The 23,872-nt window shown below is 55.9% G+C and carries 25 protein-coding genes; 11 read left to right on the top strand and 14 right to left on the bottom strand.

Annotated features, from left to right (window positions below):
- Positions 1-2: 2 nt before the first annotated feature.
- The 4 genes from ACOSDR_RS16245 to ACOSDR_RS16230 are packed head-to-tail and all read right to left on the bottom strand — an operon-like array spanning position 3 to position 3,355.
- Positions 3-785, bottom strand: a complete 783-nt coding sequence (locus ACOSDR_RS16245) for an alpha/beta fold hydrolase (RefSeq protein WP_420731912.1) — start codon at positions 783-785, stop codon at positions 3-5.
- Entirely contained in the window at positions 785-2,341 is a 1,557-nt protein-coding gene (locus ACOSDR_RS16240) for a benzoate-CoA ligase family protein (RefSeq protein WP_420731911.1), read from the bottom strand. The genes ACOSDR_RS16245 and ACOSDR_RS16240 overlap by 1 nt, the downstream gene beginning before the upstream one ends.
- A 41-nt stretch (positions 2,342-2,382) precedes the next feature.
- Positions 2,383-2,859 (bottom strand): DUF4863 family protein, encoded by a 477-nt coding sequence (locus tag ACOSDR_RS16235; protein ID WP_420731910.1) that lies wholly within the window; start codon positions 2,857-2,859, stop codon positions 2,383-2,385.
- Between the two features lie 31 nt (positions 2,860-2,890).
- Entirely contained in the window at positions 2,891-3,355 is a 465-nt protein-coding gene (locus tag ACOSDR_RS16230; RefSeq protein WP_420726214.1) for a flavodoxin domain-containing protein, read from the bottom strand.
- Between the two features lie 153 nt (positions 3,356-3,508).
- Here ACOSDR_RS16230 and ACOSDR_RS16225 point away from each other — a divergent pair, with 153 nt between their 5' ends.
- Positions 3,509-4,414 carry a helix-turn-helix transcriptional regulator gene (locus ACOSDR_RS16225; RefSeq protein WP_420731909.1) on the top strand — a complete coding sequence of 302 codons (906 nt, stop codon included), beginning with the start codon at positions 3,509-3,511 and terminating at the stop codon, positions 4,412-4,414.
- On the opposite strand, the gene ACOSDR_RS16220 is transcribed toward ACOSDR_RS16225, so the two are convergent.
- The 3 genes from ACOSDR_RS16220 to ACOSDR_RS16210 all read right to left on the bottom strand — a co-directional run bounded on the left by ACOSDR_RS16220 (position 4,400) and on the right by ACOSDR_RS16210 (position 7,720).
- On the bottom strand, positions 4,400-5,479 hold the full coding sequence (locus ACOSDR_RS16220; RefSeq protein WP_420726212.1) for an AbrB family transcriptional regulator: 1,080 nt from the start codon (positions 5,477-5,479) through the stop codon (positions 4,400-4,402). The genes ACOSDR_RS16225 and ACOSDR_RS16220 overlap by 15 nt on opposite strands.
- A gap of 208 nt (positions 5,480-5,687) precedes the next feature.
- Positions 5,688-7,394 carry an NADH-ubiquinone oxidoreductase-F iron-sulfur binding region domain-containing protein gene (locus tag ACOSDR_RS16215; RefSeq protein WP_420726211.1) on the bottom strand — a complete coding sequence of 569 codons (1,707 nt, stop codon included), beginning with the start codon at positions 7,392-7,394 and terminating at the stop codon, positions 5,688-5,690.
- A 107-nt stretch (positions 7,395-7,501) separates the two neighbouring features.
- Positions 7,502-7,720: a DUF3553 domain-containing protein gene (locus tag ACOSDR_RS16210; RefSeq protein ID WP_420726210.1), complete on the bottom strand. Its 219-nt coding sequence runs from the start codon at positions 7,718-7,720 to the stop codon at positions 7,502-7,504.
- Between the two features lie 81 nt (positions 7,721-7,801).
- On the opposite strand from ACOSDR_RS16210, the gene ACOSDR_RS16205 reads away from it, so the two are divergent.
- The 3 genes from ACOSDR_RS16205 (at position 7,802) to ACOSDR_RS16195 (ending at position 9,788) form a co-directional block, all read left to right on the top strand.
- Complete coding sequence (locus tag ACOSDR_RS16205; protein WP_420726209.1) at positions 7,802-8,455, top strand: histidine phosphotransferase family protein; 654 nt, start codon at positions 7,802-7,804, stop codon at positions 8,453-8,455.
- A 100-nt stretch (positions 8,456-8,555) separates the two neighbouring features.
- A complete protein-coding gene (locus tag ACOSDR_RS16200) occupies positions 8,556-8,921 on the top strand; it encodes a response regulator (RefSeq protein ID WP_420726208.1) in 366 nt (121 codons plus the stop codon).
- Between the two features lie 45 nt (positions 8,922-8,966).
- The gene (locus ACOSDR_RS16195; protein ID WP_420726207.1) at positions 8,967-9,788 is read left to right on the top strand and encodes a CheR family methyltransferase; all 822 of its coding nucleotides are present in this window, start codon (positions 8,967-8,969) and stop codon (positions 9,786-9,788) included.
- A 12-nt stretch (positions 9,789-9,800) separates the two neighbouring features.
- Here ACOSDR_RS16195 and ACOSDR_RS16190 read toward each other — a convergent pair whose 3' ends face one another.
- The 4 genes from ACOSDR_RS16190 to ACOSDR_RS16175 form a co-directional block, all read right to left on the bottom strand.
- Entirely contained in the window at positions 9,801-10,388 is a 588-nt protein-coding gene (locus ACOSDR_RS16190) for a nitroreductase family protein (protein ID WP_420726206.1), read from the bottom strand.
- 66 nt (positions 10,389-10,454) lie between these two features.
- The gene (locus ACOSDR_RS16185) at positions 10,455-11,276 is read right to left on the bottom strand and encodes a nitroreductase family protein (RefSeq protein WP_420726205.1); all 822 of its coding nucleotides are present in this window, start codon (positions 11,274-11,276) and stop codon (positions 10,455-10,457) included.
- Complete coding sequence (locus tag ACOSDR_RS16180; protein WP_420726204.1) at positions 11,269-11,958, bottom strand: rhomboid family intramembrane serine protease; 690 nt, start codon at positions 11,956-11,958, stop codon at positions 11,269-11,271. Before ACOSDR_RS16180 ends, ACOSDR_RS16185 begins: the two co-directional genes overlap by 8 nt.
- Before the next feature lie 4 nt (positions 11,959-11,962).
- Positions 11,963-12,445: a GNAT family N-acetyltransferase gene (locus tag ACOSDR_RS16175; RefSeq protein WP_420731908.1), complete on the bottom strand. Its 483-nt coding sequence runs from the start codon at positions 12,443-12,445 to the stop codon at positions 11,963-11,965.
- Between the two features lie 114 nt (positions 12,446-12,559).
- On the opposite strand from ACOSDR_RS16175, the gene ACOSDR_RS16170 reads away from it, so the two are divergent.
- Genes ACOSDR_RS16170 through ACOSDR_RS16150 form a run of 5 tightly spaced genes read left to right on the top strand, consistent with a single transcriptional unit; the run spans position 12,560 to position 17,513 of the window.
- Positions 12,560-14,062 carry an AMP-binding protein gene (locus ACOSDR_RS16170; protein WP_420726202.1) on the top strand — a complete coding sequence of 501 codons (1,503 nt, stop codon included), beginning with the start codon at positions 12,560-12,562 and terminating at the stop codon, positions 14,060-14,062.
- A gap of 10 nt (positions 14,063-14,072) precedes the next feature.
- Positions 14,073-15,095, top strand: a complete 1,023-nt coding sequence (ppk2, locus tag ACOSDR_RS16165; RefSeq protein ID WP_420726201.1) for a polyphosphate kinase 2 — start codon at positions 14,073-14,075, stop codon at positions 15,093-15,095.
- Between the two features lie 5 nt (positions 15,096-15,100).
- Positions 15,101-15,748 carry an MBL fold metallo-hydrolase gene (locus ACOSDR_RS16160; protein WP_420726200.1) on the top strand — a complete coding sequence of 216 codons (648 nt, stop codon included), beginning with the start codon at positions 15,101-15,103 and terminating at the stop codon, positions 15,746-15,748.
- Positions 15,749-15,799: 51 nt separating this feature from the next.
- Positions 15,800-16,606, top strand: a complete 807-nt coding sequence (locus ACOSDR_RS16155; RefSeq protein WP_420731907.1) for an SDR family NAD(P)-dependent oxidoreductase — start codon at positions 15,800-15,802, stop codon at positions 16,604-16,606.
- Positions 16,607-16,616: 10 nt separating this feature from the next.
- Positions 16,617-17,513, top strand: coding sequence for a hypothetical protein (locus ACOSDR_RS16150; RefSeq protein ID WP_420731906.1), 897 nt, complete (start codon positions 16,617-16,619; stop codon positions 17,511-17,513).
- Positions 17,514-18,082: 569 nt separating this feature from the next.
- On the opposite strand, the gene pcaF is transcribed toward ACOSDR_RS16150, so the two are convergent.
- From pcaF to ACOSDR_RS16135, 3 genes are read right to left on the bottom strand one after another with little or no spacing between them, the layout of a single operon-like run.
- Positions 18,083-19,285 carry a 3-oxoadipyl-CoA thiolase gene (gene pcaF, locus ACOSDR_RS16145; protein WP_420723646.1) on the bottom strand — a complete coding sequence of 401 codons (1,203 nt, stop codon included), beginning with the start codon at positions 19,283-19,285 and terminating at the stop codon, positions 18,083-18,085.
- A 1-nt stretch (position 19,286) separates the two neighbouring features.
- Complete coding sequence (locus tag ACOSDR_RS16140) at positions 19,287-20,069, bottom strand: CoA-transferase subunit beta (protein ID WP_420731905.1); 783 nt, start codon at positions 20,067-20,069, stop codon at positions 19,287-19,289.
- Positions 20,066-20,926 (bottom strand): CoA transferase subunit A, encoded by an 861-nt coding sequence (locus ACOSDR_RS16135; RefSeq protein ID WP_420731904.1) that lies wholly within the window; start codon positions 20,924-20,926, stop codon positions 20,066-20,068. The genes ACOSDR_RS16140 and ACOSDR_RS16135 overlap by 4 nt, the downstream gene beginning before the upstream one ends.
- Positions 20,927-21,070: 144 nt before the next feature.
- Between ACOSDR_RS16135 and ACOSDR_RS16130 the strand changes: the two genes are divergently transcribed.
- Complete coding sequence (locus ACOSDR_RS16130; protein ID WP_420731903.1) at positions 21,071-21,832, top strand: IclR family transcriptional regulator domain-containing protein; 762 nt, start codon at positions 21,071-21,073, stop codon at positions 21,830-21,832.
- Between the two features lie 331 nt (positions 21,833-22,163).
- A complete protein-coding gene (locus tag ACOSDR_RS16125; protein WP_420731902.1) occupies positions 22,164-23,861 on the top strand; it encodes an ATP-binding protein in 1,698 nt (565 codons plus the stop codon).
- Positions 23,862-23,872 lie beyond the last annotated feature (11 nt).

Raw genomic sequence — 23,872 nt, 5'->3', positions numbered from 1 at the left:
CCTTACTGTGTTGCGGTCGCGGCCGCGACAAATCCCCGGACCAATGCCAGAACTTCCTGTGATTGATCCTTATGGGCCGAATGGCGACAATTGGGCAGAATACGGACTTTTGCGGGTCCGGCAACGCCATTTCCAATGGCATGAACCTGAGCATCTGTCCCGTATTCATCCTGTTGTCCCTGAATGGCAAGCACGGGACAGAAAATGTGTGGTAGATATTCTTCGATAGTCCAATCCCGGAAGCTGGGGGCAAGCCAGGCCTGGTTCCACATCCAGAAGGCCCCTTCCGGGTCATCATGATATCGCCCCAGTCGGTCCTTCATATCCGTAGAGTCGAAGGCGATTTTCGCCTGTTCGATGGCAGCGACGCATATATCCTCGTTAAAGACATGGGCCGCCAGGGTGATCACGCCCGAAACCGGTCGACCTGAGCCACCGGCATGAATTAGCGCGATGGACCCGCCATCGGAATGCCCCAACAGGAAGGGCTTGTCGATCTTCAGGCTGTCCAGCAGGGCGGGCAGGGCTTCCAAAGCCTCCCGGTGCATATAGCGATCCCCGACAGGATGCGTGGTGCAGGGCGTCGACCGACCATAGCCATAGCGGGAATAGACCAGTACCGCGTGACCGGTTTCCTGGGCCAGCTTCTCTGGAAAATCCCGCCACATGGCAACGGAACCCAATCCCTCATGCAGGACAATGATGGTCGGGGTCTTGCCTGGATATAAGACGCATTCCAGTTGATGGCCCGTCACGTCCACAAAGAACGCATCTGGCCCTGCCATCAGGTTGCATCCCGAAGCTTGAATCGCTGAATCTTGCCGGTCGCGGTTTTGGGCAGTTCATCCAGAAATTCAATCCAGCGCGGATATTTGTAGCTTGCCAGTTCCGCTTTCACGAAGGCCTTGATTTCATCAGACAGGGCGTCATCGGGCCGGATGCCTTCGCGCAGGACGATGAAGGCCTTTGGCTTGATCAGGCCGTCCTTGTCGGCATGACCGACAACAGCGACTTCCAGCACCTTTTCATGTCGGACAATCGCGCTTTCGACTTCCACAGGCGACACATAGATACCGCCGACTTTCAGCATGTCATCAGATCGACCGGCATGGGTATAGACGCCGTTTTCATCGCGCACATATTTGTCACCTGTGCGTGTCCACATTCCCTGGAAGGTTTCGCGGCTCTTGTCACGCTGGTTCCAGTACAGAATTGCAGAGGTTGGGCCGGATACTTCAAGCATGCCCATTTCCCCGGCACCCGCCAGGATCGTTCCATCATCATCCACAAGGCGCAGGTCGTAACCCGGGACAGGCTTCCCGGACGATCCCGGAATGATATTGTCCAGGGTGTTGCTGAGAAAAATATGCAGCATTTCCGTTGAACCGAGCCCGTCCAGAATATCGACGCCGGTCGCCTCCTTGAAACGACGCAACAGGTCTGCGGGCAGGGCTTCGCCAGCGGATGTGGCAAGGCGCACCGCATGTTCGCCCTTCTTCGGCAATTCACCGCTGGCCAACAGCATGCCATACAGGGTTGGAACGCCATAGAAAATGGTCGGCTTTTCTTCGCGCAGAATTCTGGCGACAGATTTGGCATCCGGCGGTCCGGCCAACAGGACAGATGTCGCCCCAACGGACATGGGGAAGGTCAGCCCATTGCCCAGACCATAGGCAAAAAACAGTTTTGCTGCTGAAAAGCAGGTATCTTTTTCATGAATACCCAGGACGGGGATGGCATACAGATTGGCAGTATCGATTAAGTGTGTCTGCAGGTGAACCGCGCCTTTGGGCTTTCCTGTTGTGCCGGAGGTATAAAGCCAGAAACACATATCGGACGCCCGGGTCGGGGCGGTTTCATAATCTGTGGATTTGCCGTTCAGTTCGTCTTTCAGCAGGGCATAGCCCTTGCCATCGGCACCCGACACAATGATTGTGTCCAGAAACGGGTGATCCGACAGATGCGGCAGGAAGGCATCCAACAGGACTTCAGACACAACCAACACTCGCGCGCGGCTGTCATCCAGCATGAATTTGTAATCTTCTGCGGTCAGGCGCGTGTTGACGGGGATCGGGACAGCGCCAGCGCGAATGGCACCCAAAAAACAGGTCGGCCAATCAATCGTGTCCAGCAGGCACATCAGGACACGTTCTTCTATCCGCACGTTATGGGCGGCCAGGACATTCGCGAATTGATTCACCCGCGCATCCAACTGTGCATAAGTCGTGGGCCCGGATATATCAATAAAGGCCGCCTTGTCGCCGCGCCCCGCTTTCAGGTTTCGCCCGATCAGATCATCGGCAGCATTGTATAAATCGTCCGTCGCAGAGTGCACGGCCATGTCGTTCCCTCCCATAGGTATTTGATTGGTGAGCCTAGTTATTATTCTTTTTTGGCTCTTGTGAACTCAATTGCGCCATTTGGTAGCAGATAAAGCACCACGGCCTTGCCGCCCGTTACGGTTGGGTAATGGGCGGATCCGGGTTCGTAAACCAGCCATCCCTTGCCGTGCTCATCGAATTCAGCATTCGGATCTTCCGGCAGAATCAGGTCGATTTCGCCACCCGGATGGGCGTGGTGGGGCCCGCGACAGTCATCCATGACGACGACATCGACAGAAAAATCATGGTTCCCCAGGCTGGGCTTGATCGGGCGACTGTAATGAATGCCCCGGTTTTCATTCTCACACAGCCAGCCTTCGGCAATTCCGGTCTTACAGGCGGTCTGGATCTCTTTTACAACAGACCCATCATGGGGAAATGTCTCATTCAGAAAGGCGCCCAATTTCGCGTTCAACGGGCGGGTGCCAATCGTGGTCGCGACGTCGTGCATCAATGAATTGAAGTCGTCTTGCGTCATGGATCCTCCGGTCAAATGAGGTTTTGTCAGGTCAGGCCGCTTCCAGGGCCTGTTCGAACCAGCCTTCAGCCCATTCGGCGGCCATGTCTTCCGGCAGATCGCCGGAAGAAGCGTCATGTTCAACACGGTCGCCCAATCGGGTTGCCCCTAGCTTGGTCAGCAGGTCATCAAATTTACGCCCACCGAAACAGAATGTCTGCATATAGGTCATGTCGCCCAGCGCGAAGACGCCGTATTGCACGCCTGTCAGGTCCGGTGACTGTGATTCCAGCGCGTCAAAGAACTTGCGCGCATTGTCGGGCACTTCGCCCTGACCATAGGTCGACGTGCAAATGATGTACAGCGGCCCTGCAGCTAAGGCTGTGGGGTCCAGGTCGTCCATTAGCAGGATTTCCGGGTCTGCGCCTTTATCTGTTAAGACATCGACGATTTCATCCGCCACCAATTCTGCCGTGCCGGTCATTGTACCGACGAGTATCTTGACCTCGTTGCTCATTCGCTGCCCTATCGCTTCTGTTTATCCCAACCATTCAGGCCCTTGCTTGGCGCTGCTTTTAGGAACTATAGTGCATGTTATAGAAAGTGAAAAGAACCATAGTGCATTTTGTGATCTTCTTTCAGGGTGCAGTGTTCTTTTTGGGGGGACGCGATGAGTGAAAAGCAGACCGAAGATCCAGCGCTTCGGGAATATTTATCCGGTCTGGGTGAGCGTGTGCGCCAGGCGCGGGCCAAACGGGGTATGGCACGGCGTATTCTGGCCCGGGACTCTGGTGTGTCAGAGCGATATTTGGCGCAATTGGAGGGCGGATCCGGCAATCCGACTGTTGCGGTCCTGCGACAAATTGCAGAGGCTGTGGACTATCCTCTAACAGAACTGGTGACAGGCGATGGCGTACCGGAAACGGCGTCAGAACTTGTACCCCTGATCGCACGGCTGCGGGGGTTTGGACCCGAACAACTGACACAGGCCAAGCTGGCGCTGGATCGAATTGGCAATGGTAAGGGTGCTGTTGGGGATGTCGAAGCGGCGAAGGCCAAGCGGATCGCCCTGATCGGGCTGCGGGGGGCTGGCAAGTCCACATTGGGCCGTCATCTGGCGATGCGACTGAAGGCCCCCTTTGTCGAGCTCAATCGGTTGGTTGAGCGGGACTATGGCGGCAGTATTGGTGAAATCCTTGCGCTGAGTGGTCAGCCAGCCTTTCGGCGATTGGAACGCCGGGCATTGGAATCGACAATCGCTGACAGTGACACGGCTATCATCGCGACGGGGGGGGGGATTGTTTCAGAACCGGCAACATTTCAGTTGTTGCTGGATCGCTGTCATACAATCTGGATTCAGGCGCAACCCGAAGAGCATATGAACCGCGTCATCGCCCAAGGGGATTTCAGGCCCATGGCACGCAATGATGAGGCGATGGAGGATTTGAAGGCCATTCTGGCGGCGCGGGAATCCGCCTATTGTCAGGCAGATGCCAGCGTGGATACCAGCGGCAGTTCCGTCGAAGACAGCCTGATCCTTTTGGAAGAGGCAGCCCGATCCCTACTGCGCGGGTAGGTCTGTTTCCTGCGGTTCCTTGTGCAGGAACAATTTATAGAATATGGGCGCGGCCACCACGACATAAACGATGCGGACAATGTGATGGGTTGCGACGAAGGCGACATCGATGCCCAAGGCCAGCGCGACCAGGCTCATCTCCGCCAGACCGCCTGGTGAATATGCCAGAATCGCGCTTTGGAAGGGAACGCTCCCGATCTCATAGACCAACAAGGCGAATGCGACTGTTGTCGTCAGAATGATAACGGTCGATCCCATACCCAGGGCGATGGTGCGGAATACCTCTGACCGGGCGACGCCGATAAAGCGACAGCCAATGATCGTCCCCATGATCCACTGGGCGCAATTCACGATCAACAGCGGAGGCGTTGCGGCGGTCATACCTGCCAGGTGCAAGCTGGCGCTGGCCAACATGGGGCCGACCAGCATCGGGGCCGGGATGCGCAATACCTTCGCGATTGGATAGCCAACCAGGCCACAGGCCCCCAGGATCAAATAGTCCTGCCAGGCGACCGCGCTTAAGGCGACGCCAAAGCGCGATCGATCCGTCATGTCGATATCACTGACAAACCGGAAGGCGATCGGGACAATCAGGACGGTCAACAGAATGCGGCTGGCATGGGTCAGAACTATTCGTCGTTCGTCCCCGCCCATTGCGCCGCCAACAATCATCATTTCATTCAAACCGCCCGGCATGGCTGCGAAATAGGCCGTAGGGCGATCATATCCGCCAACTTTTCGAAAGAACGGATAGGCGCACAGGCTCGCCAGTCCGACAAAGCCCGCCAGAAAGGACAGACTGATAAACCATTCCCCCGCACGATCCGCCATATCAGGCGAAAACCCCGCGCCCAGCATCACGCCCAGAACCATAACCATGGGCTGGCGCAGTGGCATCGGCCCCTGGATCGGTAGTCCGATGATTGATGCTGCCGTGCACGTGATCATCGATCCCAGCATCCAGGGCAGCGGTAATGTCAGCCAGTTTGCAACAAAGCCACCACAGGCGCCCAGTCCCATCGCCAGGGCGATCCTGCCGAGATTTCTCGGGTTTATCGCGATCATACAAATTCTTTCACTTGGGCAAATCGAGCGGCGAAACGCCATGCCGGATATCATCACAGCGCATGATTGATCCGACCAATAGGCATGGTGCAGAAGTGCGATTATGCAGAACTGTGAGTCTTGACTATGCCATGTTTAGCCAAGGACCGGACAGAAAACCAGCCCCTGTGCCGTGATCAGAAAGCCTAACAGCTTTTCCGCCCACTCTTTAACGTGGCACGTCTTCTGGAAAGTATTTGAACAAGGTCAGGATCGGATTGGGGGCCGCCTGACCCAGACCACAGATGGACGCATCCATCATCGTCTTGGACAATTGCTCAAGCAGCGGCACATTCCAGGCATCCTTCTGCATCAGTTTCACGGCCTTTTCCGTGCCAACGCGACAGGGCGTACATTGGCCACAGCTTTCATCCTCAAAGAACTTCATCAGGTTCAGGGCGACATCTGCAATATTGTCCTGATCGGACAGGACAACCACGGCGGCGGACCCGATGAAACTGCCATAAGGTTGCAGCGTATCAAAATCCAGCGGGATATCGCCCAGGCTGGCTGGCAGGATACCACCGGACGCGCCGCCGGGCAGGTATCCCTTGAACGCGTGACCGTCTTGCATGCCATCGCAATAGTCATCGATCAATTGACGGATCGTGATGCCGGCGGGGGCCAGTTTGACTCCAGGATTCTTGACGCGACCGGATACGGAAAAGCTGCGCAATCCCTTGCGTTCATTGGCACCTTGGCTGGAGAACCAGTCTGCACCATTTTCCAGAATTTCCGGTACCCAATGCAGGCTTTCCACATTATTGACCAGAGTGGGGCGACCAAACAGCCCTTCCTGGGCAACATAGGGGGGGCGATGACGGGGCAGGCCGCGTTTGCCCTCGATTGATTCGATCATCGCGCTTTCTTCGCCACAGATATAAGCCCCGGCACCCCGGCGCAGGACAATCTTCGTGTGGTTGCTCAGGCCGGCCGCTTCCAGTTTCGCAATCTCTGTCTTTAGCAGGGCGATGACCTCTGGATACTCGTCGCGCATATAGATGTAGACCGCTTCTGCCTCCACCGCCCAGGCACCGATCAGCATGCCTTCCAGGAATTGATGGGGTGTGCGTGTCAGATAGTGATGATCTTTGATCGTGCCGGGTTCGCCTTCATCCCCATTGACTGCCATCAAACGGGGCTTGGGGGCCATGCGCACAAACTTCCATTTGCGACCCGTGGGAAAACCTGCCCCGCCCAATCCGCGCAGATTTGCCCCTTCCAGCACTTCGATGACCTGTTCAACAGAAATGCTGCCATTCAGGCAACTGTTCAGATGTCGGTATCCCCCCGCCGTGCGATAGGCGGCCAGATCCTGATAATCTGGAATTTCTGGATGGCTGTCATGGGCGTCAGCCGCCGCGGCAAGGGCCGCAACGCTGGTCTGGGTATGATGCTTGTGGCCTACTTCGGCGACTGGCGCTTCGTGACAACGCCCCATGCAGGGCGCGCGCAAGACCCGAACATCCTTGTTCACCTGACCCGGCAGATCCGCCAGAATCTTCTGGGCACCCATCAACTCGCAGCTTAAGGAATCGCAGACCCGGATCGTCAGGGCCGGTGGGGGAACTTCCCCTTCCATCACCAGATCGAAATGGGCATAGAAGCTGGCAACCTCAAAAACCTCTGCCATGCTCAGCTTCATTTCCGATGCTAACGCATTAAGGTGGCGTGCGTGCAGATGGCCGTAAGTATCTTGAATTAAATGCAGATATTCAATCAGCTCATCACGTTGAAGCGTCCGCCCCGACAGCAGGGCCTGTATTTCCTCCAACGCGGTTGGATCCAGTTGTCGCCCCTTGGAATGCGGGGTCGTCTTTCTGCGGCCAAATCCAGGGCTGCGAAATTGATGGACGCTGGTGTCGCCATCCGACATTGGACTCTCCTAACCGGTCGCTGAAAACATCTTCGAAACTTGTGGCATAAGGAACAACGCCACAAGGGACGATGACTGTTTACCGGATAGTCACCACACCATTCTGGTCACTGGGCGTCAATATCTGCATCCGCCGCGACCAGTCCGATGACGGATGTGTCGATCAGAACCTTGCCGCGTTCTTCAAAATTGACTGTGACCCGTGTTCCAACGCAGGATTGAACCTGACCAATGCCCCAATCGGGGGCGTCCGGGTGGCGTACATACACACCGGGAACCAGGTCGCCTGGCACCAGCGTATTGTTGTCTGCGTAACTTGATAGCATTGTATGGTCCTATCTTTAATCCGCCTACGGATTGTGCAGTGCAGCATTTTATATCGTGATTCGCAAGTAGGGGCATTAAAAATGTCACATTCCGACCCGTTTCATCATTCTGTCCAATTGGCTGATCTGACGGCATCCCGACTGATCCATGAAATTGTTGGTCCCATCGGGGTGATATCCAATGGGTTGGAACTGATGGAGGAATTGGGGGCAGACGCGGGAGACGACGCGATGACCCTGGTTTCCAGCAGTGCGATGAATGCCACCAATCGGTTGAAATTCTACCGAATAGCCTATGGCCGCTCAGGGGTCGAGATCACCAGCATCGCAGAATTGCGTGCCGTGGCCGTGGCTTTTATGGCAGATCAGCCGCGCCATGATTTATCCTGGCCTTTACCCCCGGCCCTTCCCAGCCTGTCAGAGGGGATGGGGCGGGTTATGTTGATCCTGATCGAGATTGCAAAGGATTGTCTGCCTCGCGGCGGCCTGGTGCGCGTTTCTGTCGATGGTGGCACGGCGACTGTCATCGCCCAGGCTAACAGTCAGGGGGACGTGGCCCAGATGCCAGACGCATTGGGGCTGGCTGTGACAGGCACAGCATCTCTGGAAAGCCTTACCCCGCAAACGGTGCATGGCGCCCTGGCATGGTCGTTCATTCATGCCATTGGCGGTCAAATTGCGTTGCAGGCTAATGATGGGTCTGTACAGCTTTCTGTTGGGTTATCCATTGATTAGGGGTTGTGGCGACGGGGATCTGCATTAAGTGTTTTGTTGCAGTGGGTTGGCGCCGAGGGTAGTGTCACACAGCATTGTCGCCGTCTTGCGGAGTATTGCCATGAAAACCTGTCTCGTCGTTGATGACTCCCGCGTCATTCGCATGGTCGCACGAAAGATTCTGGAAGATTTGGGCTTTGACGTCACAGAGGCAGAAAATGGCCAGATCGCATTGGACATTTGCCAGAAATCCTTGCCCGACGGTGTTTTGTTGGATTGGGTCATGCCGGTGATGGACGGGTTGGAGTTTATGAAGCGGATGCGCGCGCTGCCAGGGGGATCCGAGACAAAGGTCGTCTTCTGTTCGACGGAATCCGATGTTGGGCGTATCCGTGAAGCCATCGCAAACGGCGCGGATGAATATATCATGAAACCCTTCGACAGCGAGATTGTGCGCTCTAAGTTCATACAAGTTGGTTTGCTTTGAGGGAGAGATTTGGGTTCAAGCCTGTGTTGATGAGAAGGAGCAATTATGAGAATTGAGAATTTTGAATTGCTCTCTACTCTGTTAAAGCAACAGTCTGGCTTGGTTCTGACGAAAGAGAAGGCGTATCTTTTAGAGACTCGCCTGATGCCGGTTGCCCGTAAACATAATTTAGCGAACCTGGATCAGGTTTGCGATGCGGTGCGCACCCGTCAGGAGTCTGCAATGATAGCAGATATCACCGAATCCATGATGTCGTGTGGCACACAGTTTTTTCGGGACAAGAAGCCTTTTGATCTGTTCAGCACGGTGGTTCTGCCGCAGCTAATGGCAGCACGTGATGAGTCCAGGAAAATCCGTTTTTGGTGCGCGGGCTGTTCCAGCGGCCAGGAAGCGTATTCTCTGGCGATGCTTCTCAAAGAACAGCAAGAGCAGTTGCAGGGATGGCAGTTTGAGATCTTGGCGACAGATTTGTCTGAAGGAATTCTGGCAAAGGCGAAGGCCGGGATTTATTCCCAGTTTGAAGTTCAGCGCGGATTGCCCATCCGGATGCTGATCAAATACTTTCGACAGAATGGTGATAAATGGCACATGGATTCCGGTGTACGGTCCATGGTCGACTTCAAGCCGTTCAATCTGCTGGAGCATCCACGAGCCTTGGGTCGGTTCGATGTGATCTTGTGTCGGAATGTGCTGACATATTTTGATCAGCCTACCAAGGCGAAGACCTTGTCGCATATCGCTGACGTGCTGGCAAAAGATGGCGTGCTGTATCTGGGCCTGTCTGAGACTGTTATGGGTGTTTCTGAGGAATTCAAGGCAATCCCCGATATGCGTGGACTGTATCAGCATGCGGATGCCGACCTATAGAATATCTCAATTTTATGCGGGACCGTTCCAGCTTTTCATGAATTGCCGCACATCAGGTCTGGCGATGCTGCGAGGGTCTTCGGCGGGTGTTCCCAGATAGACAAAGCCGATCATCTTGTCCTTCTTTTCAAATCCCAGACCCAAGCGCACGGTTTCATCGAAGGCGGGCCAGCCGGTCAACAAAACCGCCCCATATCCGGCCGCATGGGCTGCCAGCAGGAAATGTTCCGTCGCGCAGGCGGTGGCGACCACTTGTTCGATGACTGGAACTTTCGGGTGACCTTCCACGACACTGACCCCGATGGCGACGATCAGCGGGGACCGCAGGGGCTTGGACCGGATCGTTTCGATCATCTCATCATCAACAGCCGGGTCCCGCTTTCGCATCGCGGCTTCAAACAGATCTGATAATTTCGCACGATCATCGCCCCGAATAACCTTAAAACGCCAGGGTCGGATTGCCCCATGATCGGGTGCGCTCATCCCCGTTTGCAACAGTGCGGTCAGGGCCGCATCATCCGGTGCGGGGTCAACCAGCATCTGTGCTTTGACGGAACGGCGGTTGGAAAGAAAGTCCAGAAGAGCGGTCGGGTCGGTCAAGATACACTCCAGTTAAGAATCGTTCGCAACAAACTAGATGGCATTGAAATCATAAAGGTCAAGGCATCAACTCAGATTAAACCCAATTTTCCGGATGAAGTCTCCAAAATCCGAACGCTCCGGCTCGGCATATTGCCGGGCCTTGTCTTCGGACCAAGTATAGGGTTCCTGCTTCCCAAACCGCTCAGTATTACGCTGGCTGGTAAAGGGGCGCGTCTTGTTGCGCCGCAGGTCATACTCGGAAATTCCATCCAGAATCGTATCATCCTGAAACCGGTCGCGATGAACAGTATGCGACAGGCCCAGGCGCGGGCTGATGCGTGGGGGATAGACTGGGTGGCCCAGTGTCATGCCACAAATCGGGAAGACATAATCGGGCAGATTGATCCGCTGAGAAACGGCCTGTGCGTGGTTGCGCAAGGCGCTAATCGGGCAGGTGCCCAGGCCCAATCGCTCTGCTGCCGTGATGAAGGCCGACATCGCAATGGCAGCATCCACCGCACAATTGAAAAATGCATCCAGGTGGTCATTTGCAAAATCATGCCCCCGCATCTGATGGATCTGGCGCAGACGGCGGTTATTGCCCAGAAAGATCACAAAATGCGGTGCGTTCACGATCCAGGGCATGTCCGGGAACAGGCTGTTGATCCACGACCGCAGGGCAGGGTCTTCGATAAACAGGATATCGCGCTGTTGCAGGTCGCTTTTCGTGGGACTGGCCAGGGCGGTCGCCGCCAGACTGTTCAGCACGGCATCTGACACAGGCTCCGCCTTATAGACCCGGCAGGATCCCCGTGCCTGCATATCTGCCAGCGTATCCAATTCAGAGTCCAGGTCCAGCGTGCCAACGCCATACCGGGTGGTCAGCGGGTTGCGTGTATCAGTCATTGGCAGGTCTCCCCTTGCCCCGCGCCCGCCAGGGCAGGATCAGGGATAAGACGAATCCGGAGATAAACCCGCCGATATGGGCCTCTCCTGAGACGGTCTCTCCCCCCGGGCCGGGCAGGACATAATACAACAAGTTCATGGCAAAGAAGATGCCAACAAAGATCAACCCGGCTTTGCGGTTGCTGAAAGGGTGGGGGACAATTTCCTGTCCCCGGCGCAGGAACACCATGCGCGATAGGGCCCCGACCAGCGCGGAAACGCCACCCGATGCCCCGATCAGATATAGCTGTGTATCGCCATAGATCAGTGTAACCGCCAGCGCCCCACCGGCTGTTCCCAAAAGGTATAGCGCGATGAAACTGAGTGTTGGAATCTGGCGGGCCAGTGGCGTGCCAAAGGCCAAAAGGAAGGCCATATTGACCAACAGGTGCATCCACCCGCCATGGACCAGGCCATAGCCAATCCATCTTGTGGTCAGAACCAATGGGTCCTGATCAAAGTATTTCAGATCCGCAGGATTGAAGACGGAAAAGAACATCAGTGTATTGACCCAACTTCGCGGGCCAAACAACTGAAACAGAAAGGCAGCGGCTGTAATCCCGATCAGCCACAACACGACTTTTGGTGCATTGAAGGCAGGGGTGCGGTGCTCGGGCGGGATGGGCGTAAAGGGCGTGTTCATAGGGTCATATTTGGGCCTCTTGGGCCAATCTGTCCAGTTTCTCGTCGCGCAATTCATAGACCAGGGCATTTTCAGGCAGGGCTGCGCCGATGCGGTCATATAAATGGCGGGCGGGGTTGTTTTGATAGACCGCAAGGCCGATGCAGCGTTGTCCCTTTTGCTTTGCATCCGCTGCGATACGGGCCAGCATTCGCCGTCCCAAACCGCCGCCACGATGGTCTTCGACAATGAAGATGTCCAGCAACCAGGTCGCCTGGGTGCCGGTATCGGTATCAAAAAACCGCTGACACAGGGCGTATCCAACAGGCTTACCCTCCGCGTCTTCGGCCAGATATCCAAAGACCAGCGGGTCACCCCCCTGCATCGACGGCAGGATGGCCTTACCGGAATAGGGTGGATCATCGATGCCGAAATGCGCATTCAGGGCGGTTGCCATTTCTGCCAGGGTATCCACGTCCTGCAGCGTGGCTTTGCGAATTTTCAGCATAACTCTTCCCTGCATTCGGATCGGTGAAATCTATTGGCTTTCTCGTTTGGGGCGATAGACTCCCCGTCAAAGATCATAACGAACCACAGATTACAATTGCAGGGAGGCAATATCGTGAATCTCGCACTCTGGCTAGAGCGTGCGGCAGCCGCGCAGGGGCATCTGCCTTCGATCGGTGTCGGCAATCGCACCATTCGTACCTTTCGTGACAGCGCCGTGCGGGTGATGACCCTGGCCGGAGCCATGCGGGATGGATTGAATCTAAAACCGGGGGATCGTGTGGCCGTCTTTGCAAAAAACGGCCCGGACTATGCAGAGACATTATACGCAATCTGGTGGGCCGGTCTGACCGCCGTGCCGGTCAATGCGAAACTGCATCGCAGTGAGGTTCAGTATATCCTGGAACATTCCGGGGCTAGGCTGGTTTTCACCTCTGACGATGTTGCGGAAACGACGGCGCAGGGATTGCCTGACGCGGTGCCATTGATTTCCTTTGGCAGCGCCCAGCATCAGGCTCTTCTGCACGCGGAAGGGCGACCGTTGCAGGAAGCTGCGCCTGATGATCTGGCCTGGCTGTTCTATACATCCGGCACGACCGGGCGGCCGAAAGGGGCGATGCTGACACATCGCAATCTGATGGCGATGACATGGGGGTATCTTAGCTGTATTGATCGCCTGCAACCAGGCGGCGCGGTGCTGCATGCTGCCCCAATGAGCCATGGATCGGGTCTGTATATCCTGCCCCATCTGGCCCGGGGATGCTGTCAGGTGACACCGGAAAGTGGCGGCTTTGACCCGGCGGAGATTTTTGACACCATTGCGGCCTGGCCCGGTACATCCATGTTTGCCGCGCCCACGATGGTCAATCGCTTGACCCGCCATACCGGCCCGTGCCCAACGGATAATCTGCGGGCGCTGATCTATGGCGGGGCGCCTATGTATGTTGAAGATGCTCAGGCCGCCCTTGAGCGGTTGGGACCAAAGCTGGTGCAGATTTATGGTCAGGGTGAAAGCCCGATGAACATCACCTGTCTGGAGCGGGAGACCATAGCCGATACCACCCAGCCGCGGTATCTGGAGCGTCTGGGATCTGCTGGACAGCCCTATCCGAATGTTGAGGTTCTGGTCGTGGATGAAAACGATGTGCCCGTCCCGCAAGGAGAGACTGGCGAGATCATAACGCGCAGCGACAGCGTCATGGTTGGCTATTGGGACAATCCCGAAGCAACGGCGGAAACGCTGCGGGGCGGCTGGTTACATACGGGAGATATCGGGCGGTTTGATGCCGATGGGTATCTCAGCCTGATGGACCGGTCCAAGGATGTGGTGATTTCCGGCGGCACCAATATCTATCCCAGAGAGATTGAGGAGGTTCTGTTGAACCATCCGGATGTTCAGGAGGTCTCCGTGATTGGCCGTCGGGATGATGAATGGGGTGAAATCGTTGTCGCTTATGTGGTGGGTACAGCGCCACCAAAGGATCTGGATGCGCTGTGTCTGGAAAAAATCGCGCGCTTTAAGCGACCGAAAGACTATATCTATCTGGAAAGTCTGCCGAAGAACAATTACGGCAAGGTGCTGAAAACGGAACTGCGCCAGGCGGATGCACAGCGCTGAAGGATAACAGATGGCCCGCAAGAAAAGCCCAAAAGCCAAATCAACGGTCATGTCGGATATTCCAGACGCCCAGTATCACCCGCCTGAACACACGGCGGATGGGGCGGCAATGCTGCATGAGCGTTCGTTTCATGGTGCTGCTGTGGAGGATTTGGGACCGGAAATTGAAAGTTTTCGCAGCGAAGAATTTCCCTATGCCAAGACCCTGCCCAAGAAGGACTATCAACAGCGCAAGGAAGACCTGCAGATTGAATTATTGAAAGTACAGCGTTGGGCCAGGGATACGGGACAGCGTATTCTGATCCTGTTCGAAGGACGCGATGCGGCGGGCAAAGGGGGCACGATCAAACGGTTCATGCAGCATCTCAATCCCCGTGGCGCGCGTGCGGTCGCGTTGGAAAAGCCTACCGAGGAAGAACGCGGACAATGGTATTTCCAGCGCTATATTAAACATTTACCCACAGCGGGCGAAATCGTGATGTTTGATCGGTCCTGGTATAACAGGGCTGGTGTTGAGCATGTCATGGGCTTTTGCACCCCAATGGAGTATCTGGAATTCATGCGCCAGGTCCCGCAATTGGAGCGGATGCTGGCCAATAGCGGTATCCACCTGTTCAAATATTGGTTCGCTGTCACCCAGGAAGAACAATTGGCCCGGTTTAAGGCGCGCGAAAAGGATCCGCTGAAGCGCTGGAAACTGTCCCCCATTGATAAGGTCGCGGTGACGAAATGGGATCAGTATACCGAGGCGAAAGAGGCGATGTTCTTTTACACAGACACCGCCGATGCCCCCTGGACGGTGGTTAAATCCGATGACAAAAGGCGGGCGCGGCTGGCGACCATGCAGCATTTTTTGCACCAGTTGCCCTATACAGATAAATCGATGGAGATTGTGCAGACCCCTGATCCGCGCATCCTGGGCCCCGCCAGTCATTTGATCGGTGAAAATCATCATATGTTCGGGGAAAGTCTGGCAGAGCGTCTGGGCGCTTTTGACAGCTATCCGCTTGCCCCAGGGCGCAGTAGAAAGTGAGTTCCATGAAAGCCGTCATTGTTCCCGTCACCCCGTTTCAACAGAATTGTTCCGTCATCTGGTGTGAAAAGACCATGAAAGGCGCGGTCGTCGATCCTGGTGGAGAGGTTGATCGCATCCTGGCTGCTGCCCAAAGTCAGGGTGTGGAGATTGAGAAGATTCTGCTGACCCATGGACATCTGGATCATTGCAGCGCTGCGCGCGTTCTGGCCGACCGTTTGGATGTGCCGCTGGAAGGTCCCCATAAGGAAGACGCGTTCTGGATTGATCGGCTGGCGGAAGATTGTGCCAAGTATAATTTCCCACCAACCACGCCGTTTGTTCCCGACCGCTGGCTGGAAGAAGGGGAAACAGTGACCGTTGGCGACTGCGTGCTGGATGTCTATCACTGTCCAGGTCACACGCCGGGACATATCGTGTTCCATGACAAGGAAGGCGGTATTGCCTGGGTGGGGGATGTTCTGTTTAACGGCTCTGTCGGGCGCAGCGACTTTCCGCGCGGCGACGGCCCGCAATTGATCCAATCCATCGTGGACAAGCTATGGCCGTTGGGCAATGACACGGTCTTTGTGCCCGGTCACGGTCCGTATTCAACATTTGGCGAGGAACGCCAATCCAATCCCTATGTCGCGGATCGGGTTCTGGGTTCCTAGCGGTTAATCGAATATAAGTTTAATCAAACAAAATCAGGGAGAGGGTATTTTATGGCGGGTCGTCTGGAGGGCAAAATCGCGTTGATCGTCGGGGCCGGGTCTATCGGACCGGGCTGGGGCAATGGTAAGGCGACGGCAACCTTGTTCGCGCGGGAAGGGGCGTCTGTCATGTGTGCGGATGTCAATCTGACCGCAGCAGAAGAAACCGCGCAATTGATCCGCGACGAAGGCGGCGTGGCCGAAGCGGTGGCGGCGGATGTTTCCAGCCATGCCGATATCCAGGCGATGGTTGAAGCCACCGTTGCGCGTTTCGGGCGGATCGATGTGCTGGATTACAATGTCGGGCTGGCCCATGTTGGTGGCGTTGTGGAACTGTCAGAAGAAGACTGGGACCGCATGCATGATATCAATCTGAAGGGCTGCTTTTTGACATTAAAGCACGTCATTCCGTTGATGGAGGCACAGGGCAGCGGGTCTATCATTAATATCTCCTCTATCGCCTCCATTCGCTATCTGGGTTTTGCCTACACGACCTATTACACGACCAAGGCTGCAATGAATCAGATGACCAAGGCGCTGGCGGTGCAATACGCGCCAAAAGGCATTCGGGTGAATGCGATCCTGCCGGGGCTGATGAAGACCCCGATGGTTGAGAAATCCGCAGGATTGGCGAAGGAATATGCAGGCGGCGATGTCGATAAAATGTGGGCGGTGCGCAATGCGCAATGTCCTATGGGCCATATGGGCGATGCCTGGGATGTAGCCTATGCTGCCTTGTTTCTGGCGTCTGATGAATCAAAATATGTCACGGGGCTGGAAATGCTGGTCGATGGCGGGATAACGCTGAAATGCAATTAAGGATGATTTGATGCACCGCTTGGCTTTGCTGTTGATATCCATTTTGGTCGGTCTTTCGGCGATACCCGCCCGCGCGGAAATTCCGTATCGGTATTCGGTGCAGGAAGGATTCATTATCGCCATTGACGATGTGTCCCGTCGCAGCGTGCCACAGGATGACCCTGTCGCACGGGCCGCATTGAACGGGTTGGCCAATCTGCTGGAAAGTGACGCCTATCGCATCCCAGTGGAATATGGTCGCACCCTGGCCTGGAATCAGGGGGAACGTTTGACCATTGGCATGGATCGCGACAGTCAGCGGGCATTGTATAAACAGGCCCGGTCCAGCGATGCCTCGCGCCCGGTGCCTGCCACTATACTGTTTTTACGCCTGATGGTACGGGACCAGCCCGATGGGACCGCAACGGCGGCTGCGTGGCTGGATCTTGTTGACGTAACGCGTGGCGACGTTCGGGCGCGCTATGCCTCAGACCCAGTCAATATTGCGTTCCAGGATGGATGCAGTGAAAATCCGGTCTGTCGGGCTACAGGCGTGGTTGAATCCCTGATGCCGTTTTTTTCGAATTCTGCCGACCAGATCCTTCAGCTTCTGGGCCCGGCGCCGCCCCGTGGCTATGGCGATGTGCCACCTGCCTGGCTGGTCGATGCGATACGCTATCGTGTCGATTTCCGCGATGTCCCAGACGACATTCGCGCGGATGCCGTGGACGCCCTGCAGATAGAATTCCCTTACTATCTGGCATCAACCATCGACCGCGATGAGCCTGGACGTTTTGTTCTGACCTATGAAACCCAGGCCCCCAGCTGGTGGCTCGTCGACCGACTGATGGAGGTTTTCGCAGACCTATCTTATGCCGCCAGGATAGACCCCAGACCCAACGGCCTTAGGATATCGCCGGCGGAGTAAGACCGCGCATTTCACCATTCGAAACGCTGCACTCCTCAGGGTGAAGGTACATTTGTTGATACATCGTCACCCCGGACGTGATCCGGGGTCCAGAGCGGCAGGCTCGATTGGTGCGTGTGGCCCCGGATACCCGCCTGCGCGAGTATGACGGGGGGTGGGAGGCCCCATTCTCATCCTGAGGAGGCGCGATAGCGCCGTCTCGAAGGAGGGGCTGTAAGGGCGGTGCTTTCAGGAAGGTCACCCTTCGAGACGCTGCACTCCTCAGGGAGAGGGTGCTTTTGTCTGATACATCGTCACCCCGGACCCGATCCGGGGTCCAGGGCAGCAGGCGCGATTTGTGCGTGTGGCCCTGGATACCCGCCTGCGCGGGTATGACGGGGGGTGGGGAGCCATTCTCATCCTGAGGAGGCGCGGTAGCGCCGTCTCGAAGGAGGGGCTGGAAATGCGGTGCTTCCAGCGGGCTCCCCCTTCGAGACGCTGCGCTCCTCAGGGTGAGGGTGCATTTGTCTGATACATCGTCACCCCGGACGTGATCCGGGGTCCAGGGCGGCGGGTGCGATGGGGCTGTTTTACACCCGCTCCAGGCCGATTGCGATGCCTTGGCCGACGCCGATACACATGGTTGAGAGGGAGCGCTTGCCGCCGGTCAGGCTGAGTTCCAGCGCGGCGGTGCCGGTGATCCGGGCGCCGGACATGCCCAGCGGGTGGCCCAATGCGATAGCGCCGCCATTGGGGTTGATATGGGGCGCAGCCGGGTCCAGACCAAGGTCCCGCAAGACCGCAATTCCCTGAGAGGCAAAAGCTTCGTTCAGTTCAATCACGTCGAAATCGGATGGCGCCAAACCCAGCAAGGTACACAGCTTTTTGGTGGCGGGCGCTGGGCCCATTCCCATGATGCGGGGCTCAACACCGGCCGTCGCACCGCCCAGAATGCGGGCAATCGGGGTTAAGCCATGGGCCTTGGCAGCCGCTTCGGATGCGATGATCAAGGCTGCGGCCCCGTCATTGACGCCAGACGCATTGCCCGCGGTCACAGTTCCACCCTTGCGAAACGGCGTGCCAAGTGCTGCCAGTTTTTCCAGAGAGGTGCGGCGGGGATGTTCATCGGTATCCACGACAAGTGGATCGCCCTTGCGCTGGGGGATGGTGACGGGCGTGATTTCTTTTGTCAGACGACCATTGCCCTGGGCGGTGCTGGCCTTTTCCTGGCTGGCGAGGGCAAAGGCGTCCTGATCTTCACGGCTGACCTTGAAATCTTCAGCCACATTCTCGCCGGTCTCCGGCATGGAATCGATGCCATATTGCTGTTTCATCAGCGGATTCACAAAGCGCCAGCCAATGGTCGTGTCATAGATTTCGGCATTCCGGGAAAAGGCCGTATCAGCCTTTGGCATGACGAAGGGCGCACGGGACATGCTTTCCACGCCACCTGCAATGGCCAGGGAAATTTCGCCTGCCTTGATCGCCCGGGCGGCCGTGATGATCGCATCCATGCCAGAGCCGCACAGACGGTTCATTGTCGTTCCGGGGACAGATACCGGCAGACCTGCCAGAAGGCTGCTCATCCGGGCGACATTGCGGTTGTCTTCGCCGGCCTGATTGGCACAGCCGAAATAGACTTCCTCTACAGCGGCCCAATCCACCTTGTCGTTGCGCGCCATCAGCGCTTTGATCGGAACAGCGCCCAGATCATCGGCGCGCACGGCAGACAGGCTGCCGCCAAAACGGCCAATGGGGGTGCGGATATAGTCACAAATATAGGCATCAGTCATGTCAGGCAGCCTTCTCTTTTTTACCATGGGCGGCATCGGTGCGGGCATGAAGCGCGCGCAGGACGTCCAGTTCTTCCGTCGTGGGGGGCGGAGTTTCAGTCACGCTGTCGGCGAAAGCAACAGTCCAGCCGACTGTTGCCTGCACGGCGTCTCGTGTCACGCCCGGATGCAATGATGTGACTGTGAATTCTTTGCGGATCGGATCTGGTTCCCAGACGGCAAGGTCGGTAACCAGCAGCATCGGACCCTGTGTCGTGATGCCCAATCGCTTGCGATGATCCCCGCCTTCGCCATGTCCGAACGAGGTGTAAAAGTCGATTTTGTCCACAAATCCCCGCAAGGATTGCTTCATGGTGATGAAGACCTTCTGGCAGGAAGAGGCGATTTCCGGGGCACCGCCGCCACCCGGCAGTCGGATTTTCGGAGTGTGATAATCGCCAATCACCGTGGTGTTGATATTGCCGAAGCGATCAATCTGTGCGCCGCCCAAGAAGCCAACGGAAATCCGGCCCCCCTGCAGCCAATAGCGAAACATTTCCGGCACGGAGACGGTGGTCACCGCAGTTTCGCACAATTCCCCATCCCCGATGGAGAGGGGCAAAACATCCGGTTTGGTGCCGATGGTGCCGCTTTCATAAATCAGCGTGATATCGGGCGCATGGGTCAGGCGTGCCAGATTGCACGCGGCAGAGGGCGCGCCGATCCCGACAAAGACCACATCGTCATTTTTCAACGCGCGGGCTGCGGCAATGGTCATCATTTCTGTGGCTGAGAAGCTGCTCATGCTGCGGTCTCCTTCAGGCGGGCAATGCGGTCGGCAAAGGCGTCTGGTGTGGCATCCAGGACATTTTCCTGCATCCAGGTGGTGAACAGGTCCCGGTCCGCCGATACCTTGTCCCATTCCAGATAGGCGCTGTTGTCGCGATCATAATAGCCATGGGCATAGGAGGGCGTCGCGCCGCCTGGAACCTGGGCCAGCGCGGTTACGGTCCAGTTCGGCAGGATGCACAGATTGGGGTGCAGACCGCCAAAATCATCGACGATTTCCTCAACCGTCACCACAACGCGCCGGGCGGCCAGGGCGGCTTCTTTTTGAACGCCGATAATGCCTTCGATCAGCACATCGCCTTTGCGATTGGCCTTCTGCGCATGGATCACGGTGACGTCCGGACGCAGGGAAGGGACGGCTGCCAGAATTTCACCCGTAAAGGGACAGGTCACGGATTTGATATTGGGATTAACCCGCTTCAAATCCGCGCCCAGATATCCACGAAAGACTGCACAGGGCAGGCCTGACGCGCCCGCTTCATAGGCTTGCGCCATGGCGGAATGGGAATGTTCCTCCATCTCCAGCGCACGCGGCCATTGGTTTTCCACCGCATCGCGCATCCGGCGCAACAGGCCGACACCTGGATTACCCGCATAGGAAAAGACGACCTTTTTCACCCGCCCCATGCCGATCAACTGGTCATAGATAACATCGGGCGTCATGCGGATCAGGGTCAGGTCTGTGATGCCCTGGCGGATGACTTCATGGGCTGCGGCAAAGGGAATTAAGTGGGTAAATCCTTCAAAAGCAACGGTATCTCCGGATTTCACATTTTCCTGGATCGCGTCTTTAAGCGTCGTTATGGCCGCCATGCTGTGCCTCGCCGATTGGTCATGGAATATACAATACGATGAAGTAGGGACAGGACGATAGGGCCGGGTTGTTCCTTGACGCAAGGAATATGTTCGCATTATAGAATAATGTTCATATTACGAACAATTAAGAAGGTAGGATCCGTGCGCGCCGATACTTCCAGCTTTGTCGGCTCCTTTGCAAAGGGGTTGGCGGTCATTCGGTCCTTTGGGCCGGACAATCCGCGCATGACCCTGACGGAAGTCGCCGACCGCACCGGCACGTCCCGCGCCACGGCACGGCGGTTTCTGTTGACCCTGGTGGAATTGGGATATGCGACCAGCGACGGCAAATATTTTGAACTGACCCCCTTGGTTCTGACCCTGGGGCAGGCCTATCTGTCGGGCCTGAGCTTCTGGGAAGGGGCGCGTATTTATCTGGAAGAAGTGACGCGCGAAACAAAGCAATCCTGCAGCATCGCCATTCTGGATAAGGGAGAGGTTGTGTATGTCGCCCGTTCCAGCGCACCCCATCGCATTCTGTCGGATGCCATTTATGTCGGGGTGCGCCTGCCAGCCCATGCGACATCACTGGGGCAGGTTCTGCTGGCCTATGGGTCGGACCAGGCCTTGAACGCCTATCTGGCAACAGCACAATTGGTGCGGTTCACGGACAGGACATTGACCACACCGGGCCAGATCCGAAGCCGCCTTCAGGAAATCCGGGGGCGGGGATATGCCCTTGTTGAACAGGAACTGGAAACCGGTCTGATTTCACTGTCGTTGCCTTTACTGGATTTGTCGGGGGGTACGATTGCTGCGATCAATATCAGCGCCCATGCAGGGCGGATTGGGCGTGACGATATGGTAACGCAATACCTGCCGGCCTTACAACGTGCCGCCCATAGAATAGGCAAGACTGTTTAGGGTCGGCGCGGAAACCATTTTCCTTCTATTGCTGGTATTTTTCTGGCTTTCCGTCGGCCATGGACCAGGCGTGTGGTGTGGCGTTGTGGCATGCGGTCGTGAACTGCAATCTGCAGGCCCCATCGTCAGACTCGCCGTGCCTTGGTTCAATAATGTTCTTGATCCGATATTTCAGTAAGGAAAAGGTAAGAAAAACTATGAATATTAATTATTCCGTTTTTCGAATTTAACTGGTCATATGAATGATGCGGACGGACAATGAACCTTCAGGGCCTTCTGTCTTGTTCAACGATAAAGCGCAATTTCAGTATTAAGTGGAAATCTTCACGTAATGAATGAAAATCGATCCCAAAATCCAGAACCAAGACAAGTTAAGCCCTACATCGTAACACGAGAGCTTCTGCCGGTCATGGTCCTGGTAGTGGGATTCGTTCTTGTGTCCGGCGCGTTGCTGCATCTTTCCGTAAGACAACATAACGTGATTGCAGAGCAGGCCGCGCAGCATTTGGCGCGATCAAGCATTATGGTGTTACGCAACAATCTGACGAAGTTTGTCAGTGACTATGCCTATTGGAATGACACGGCTCAGAATACGATTGAGGATTTCAACGAAGAATGGGTATCGGACAACATAGAATCTTGGATCATTGATGGGCTGGAGATGGATGGCGTCCTGGCTGTGGGACATAAAAACAGGGTGATTGCGCGGGCCCACCGCAACGGGACACAAAGACTATCAGACCCCGCCTTTTTCCCAGCAGGACTGACAAGCTTGATTGACGCCGCCCGAGCACAACCGCAAACACTGGGAGAGGTTAGTCCTGCCATATCGGGGTTCTTCAGGGACGATCACGGCCTGTATCTGGCCTCTGCTGCGGTCATCATGTGGGAAGATGAACGCGGCGCGTCCTTGGATCAGGGGGTGCCGGGTGTTCTGATTTTCTTTAAAGCGATAGACGGTCCGGTGCTGAAGGAGATCGAAGCCCAGTTTCTGCTAAAGGGGCTGGAACTGAAAACAGATGCAAGCCCTGCAACCTTGAACCAATTACCCCTGAAAGCGGTCGATGGAACAATTTTAGGAAAGTTACAGTGGCGCGTTCAGGAAGCAGGCACGAACATGCTGCGGAATTTGATTGTCCCAATGACAGTTATTTCTGTTCTGATGCTCTGCACGGTGGGCTATATCGTTTGGCGAACATTTCGTGCGGCCAGACTGGTCGAAAATTATTATAAATGGCTAGAATCTCAGGCGCAGGAGCTTCTAAAGGCCCGCAACCTGGCCGAGGCTGCGAATCGCAGCAAGTCCCAGTTTCTGGCCACGATGAGCCATGAACTAAGGACACCCCTGAATGCAATTATCGGGTTTTCCGATATTATACGCGAGCCCCCAAACCAAATTCTGGGTCCTGAAAAAACAAAGGATTACGCAAATGATATCTTCAACAGCGGTCACTATCTCCTGACCCTCATTAACGACATCCTGGACATGTCCAAGATCGAATCCAAACGATTTGAGCTGCTTGAAGAAGTCGTGCCCCTGGATGACTTGATCCAGCAATGCTTAAAGCTTGTCAGTCGCGCCGCCGAAGAAAAAGGCATTGCGGTGCGTTGGACGGAAACGTCCATTTCCATCTTGTGCGACACGCGGGCGATGAAACAAGTCCTCATCAATCTGGTTACCAATGCCATTAAGTTTTCCCAACCACATACGCGTATCAAAATCGATATTCATCAGGGGGAGGAAGATTTCGTTATCAGCATTCAAGATCAGGGAATCGGCATGACGGATGAGGACATGGAAAGGGCATTGCTTCCCTTTGGCCAGGTGCGAGATGCTCATATCCGCGAGAATCAGGGGACCGGCCTGGGGCTGAATATCAGCCGTGCATTAACAGAACTGCATGGCGGCGGACTGACCATCACCTCCCAATATGAAAAAGGGACGACCGTCTCAATCCATTTACCGAATTATCGAATTGTTCCAGTCCAGAATGCCTCAGAAATTGGCACACCGGATGGTGGGATGTAGGCGGCTCATTC

The sequence above is a fragment of the Hwanghaeella sp. 1Z406 genome (genome assembly GCF_048892425.1).
Classification (GTDB): domain Bacteria; phylum Pseudomonadota; class Alphaproteobacteria; order UBA8366; family Aestuariispiraceae; genus Pacificispira.
Note: the sequence above shows the minus strand (reverse complement) of the source record. Positions and strands in the feature narration are given on the sequence as shown.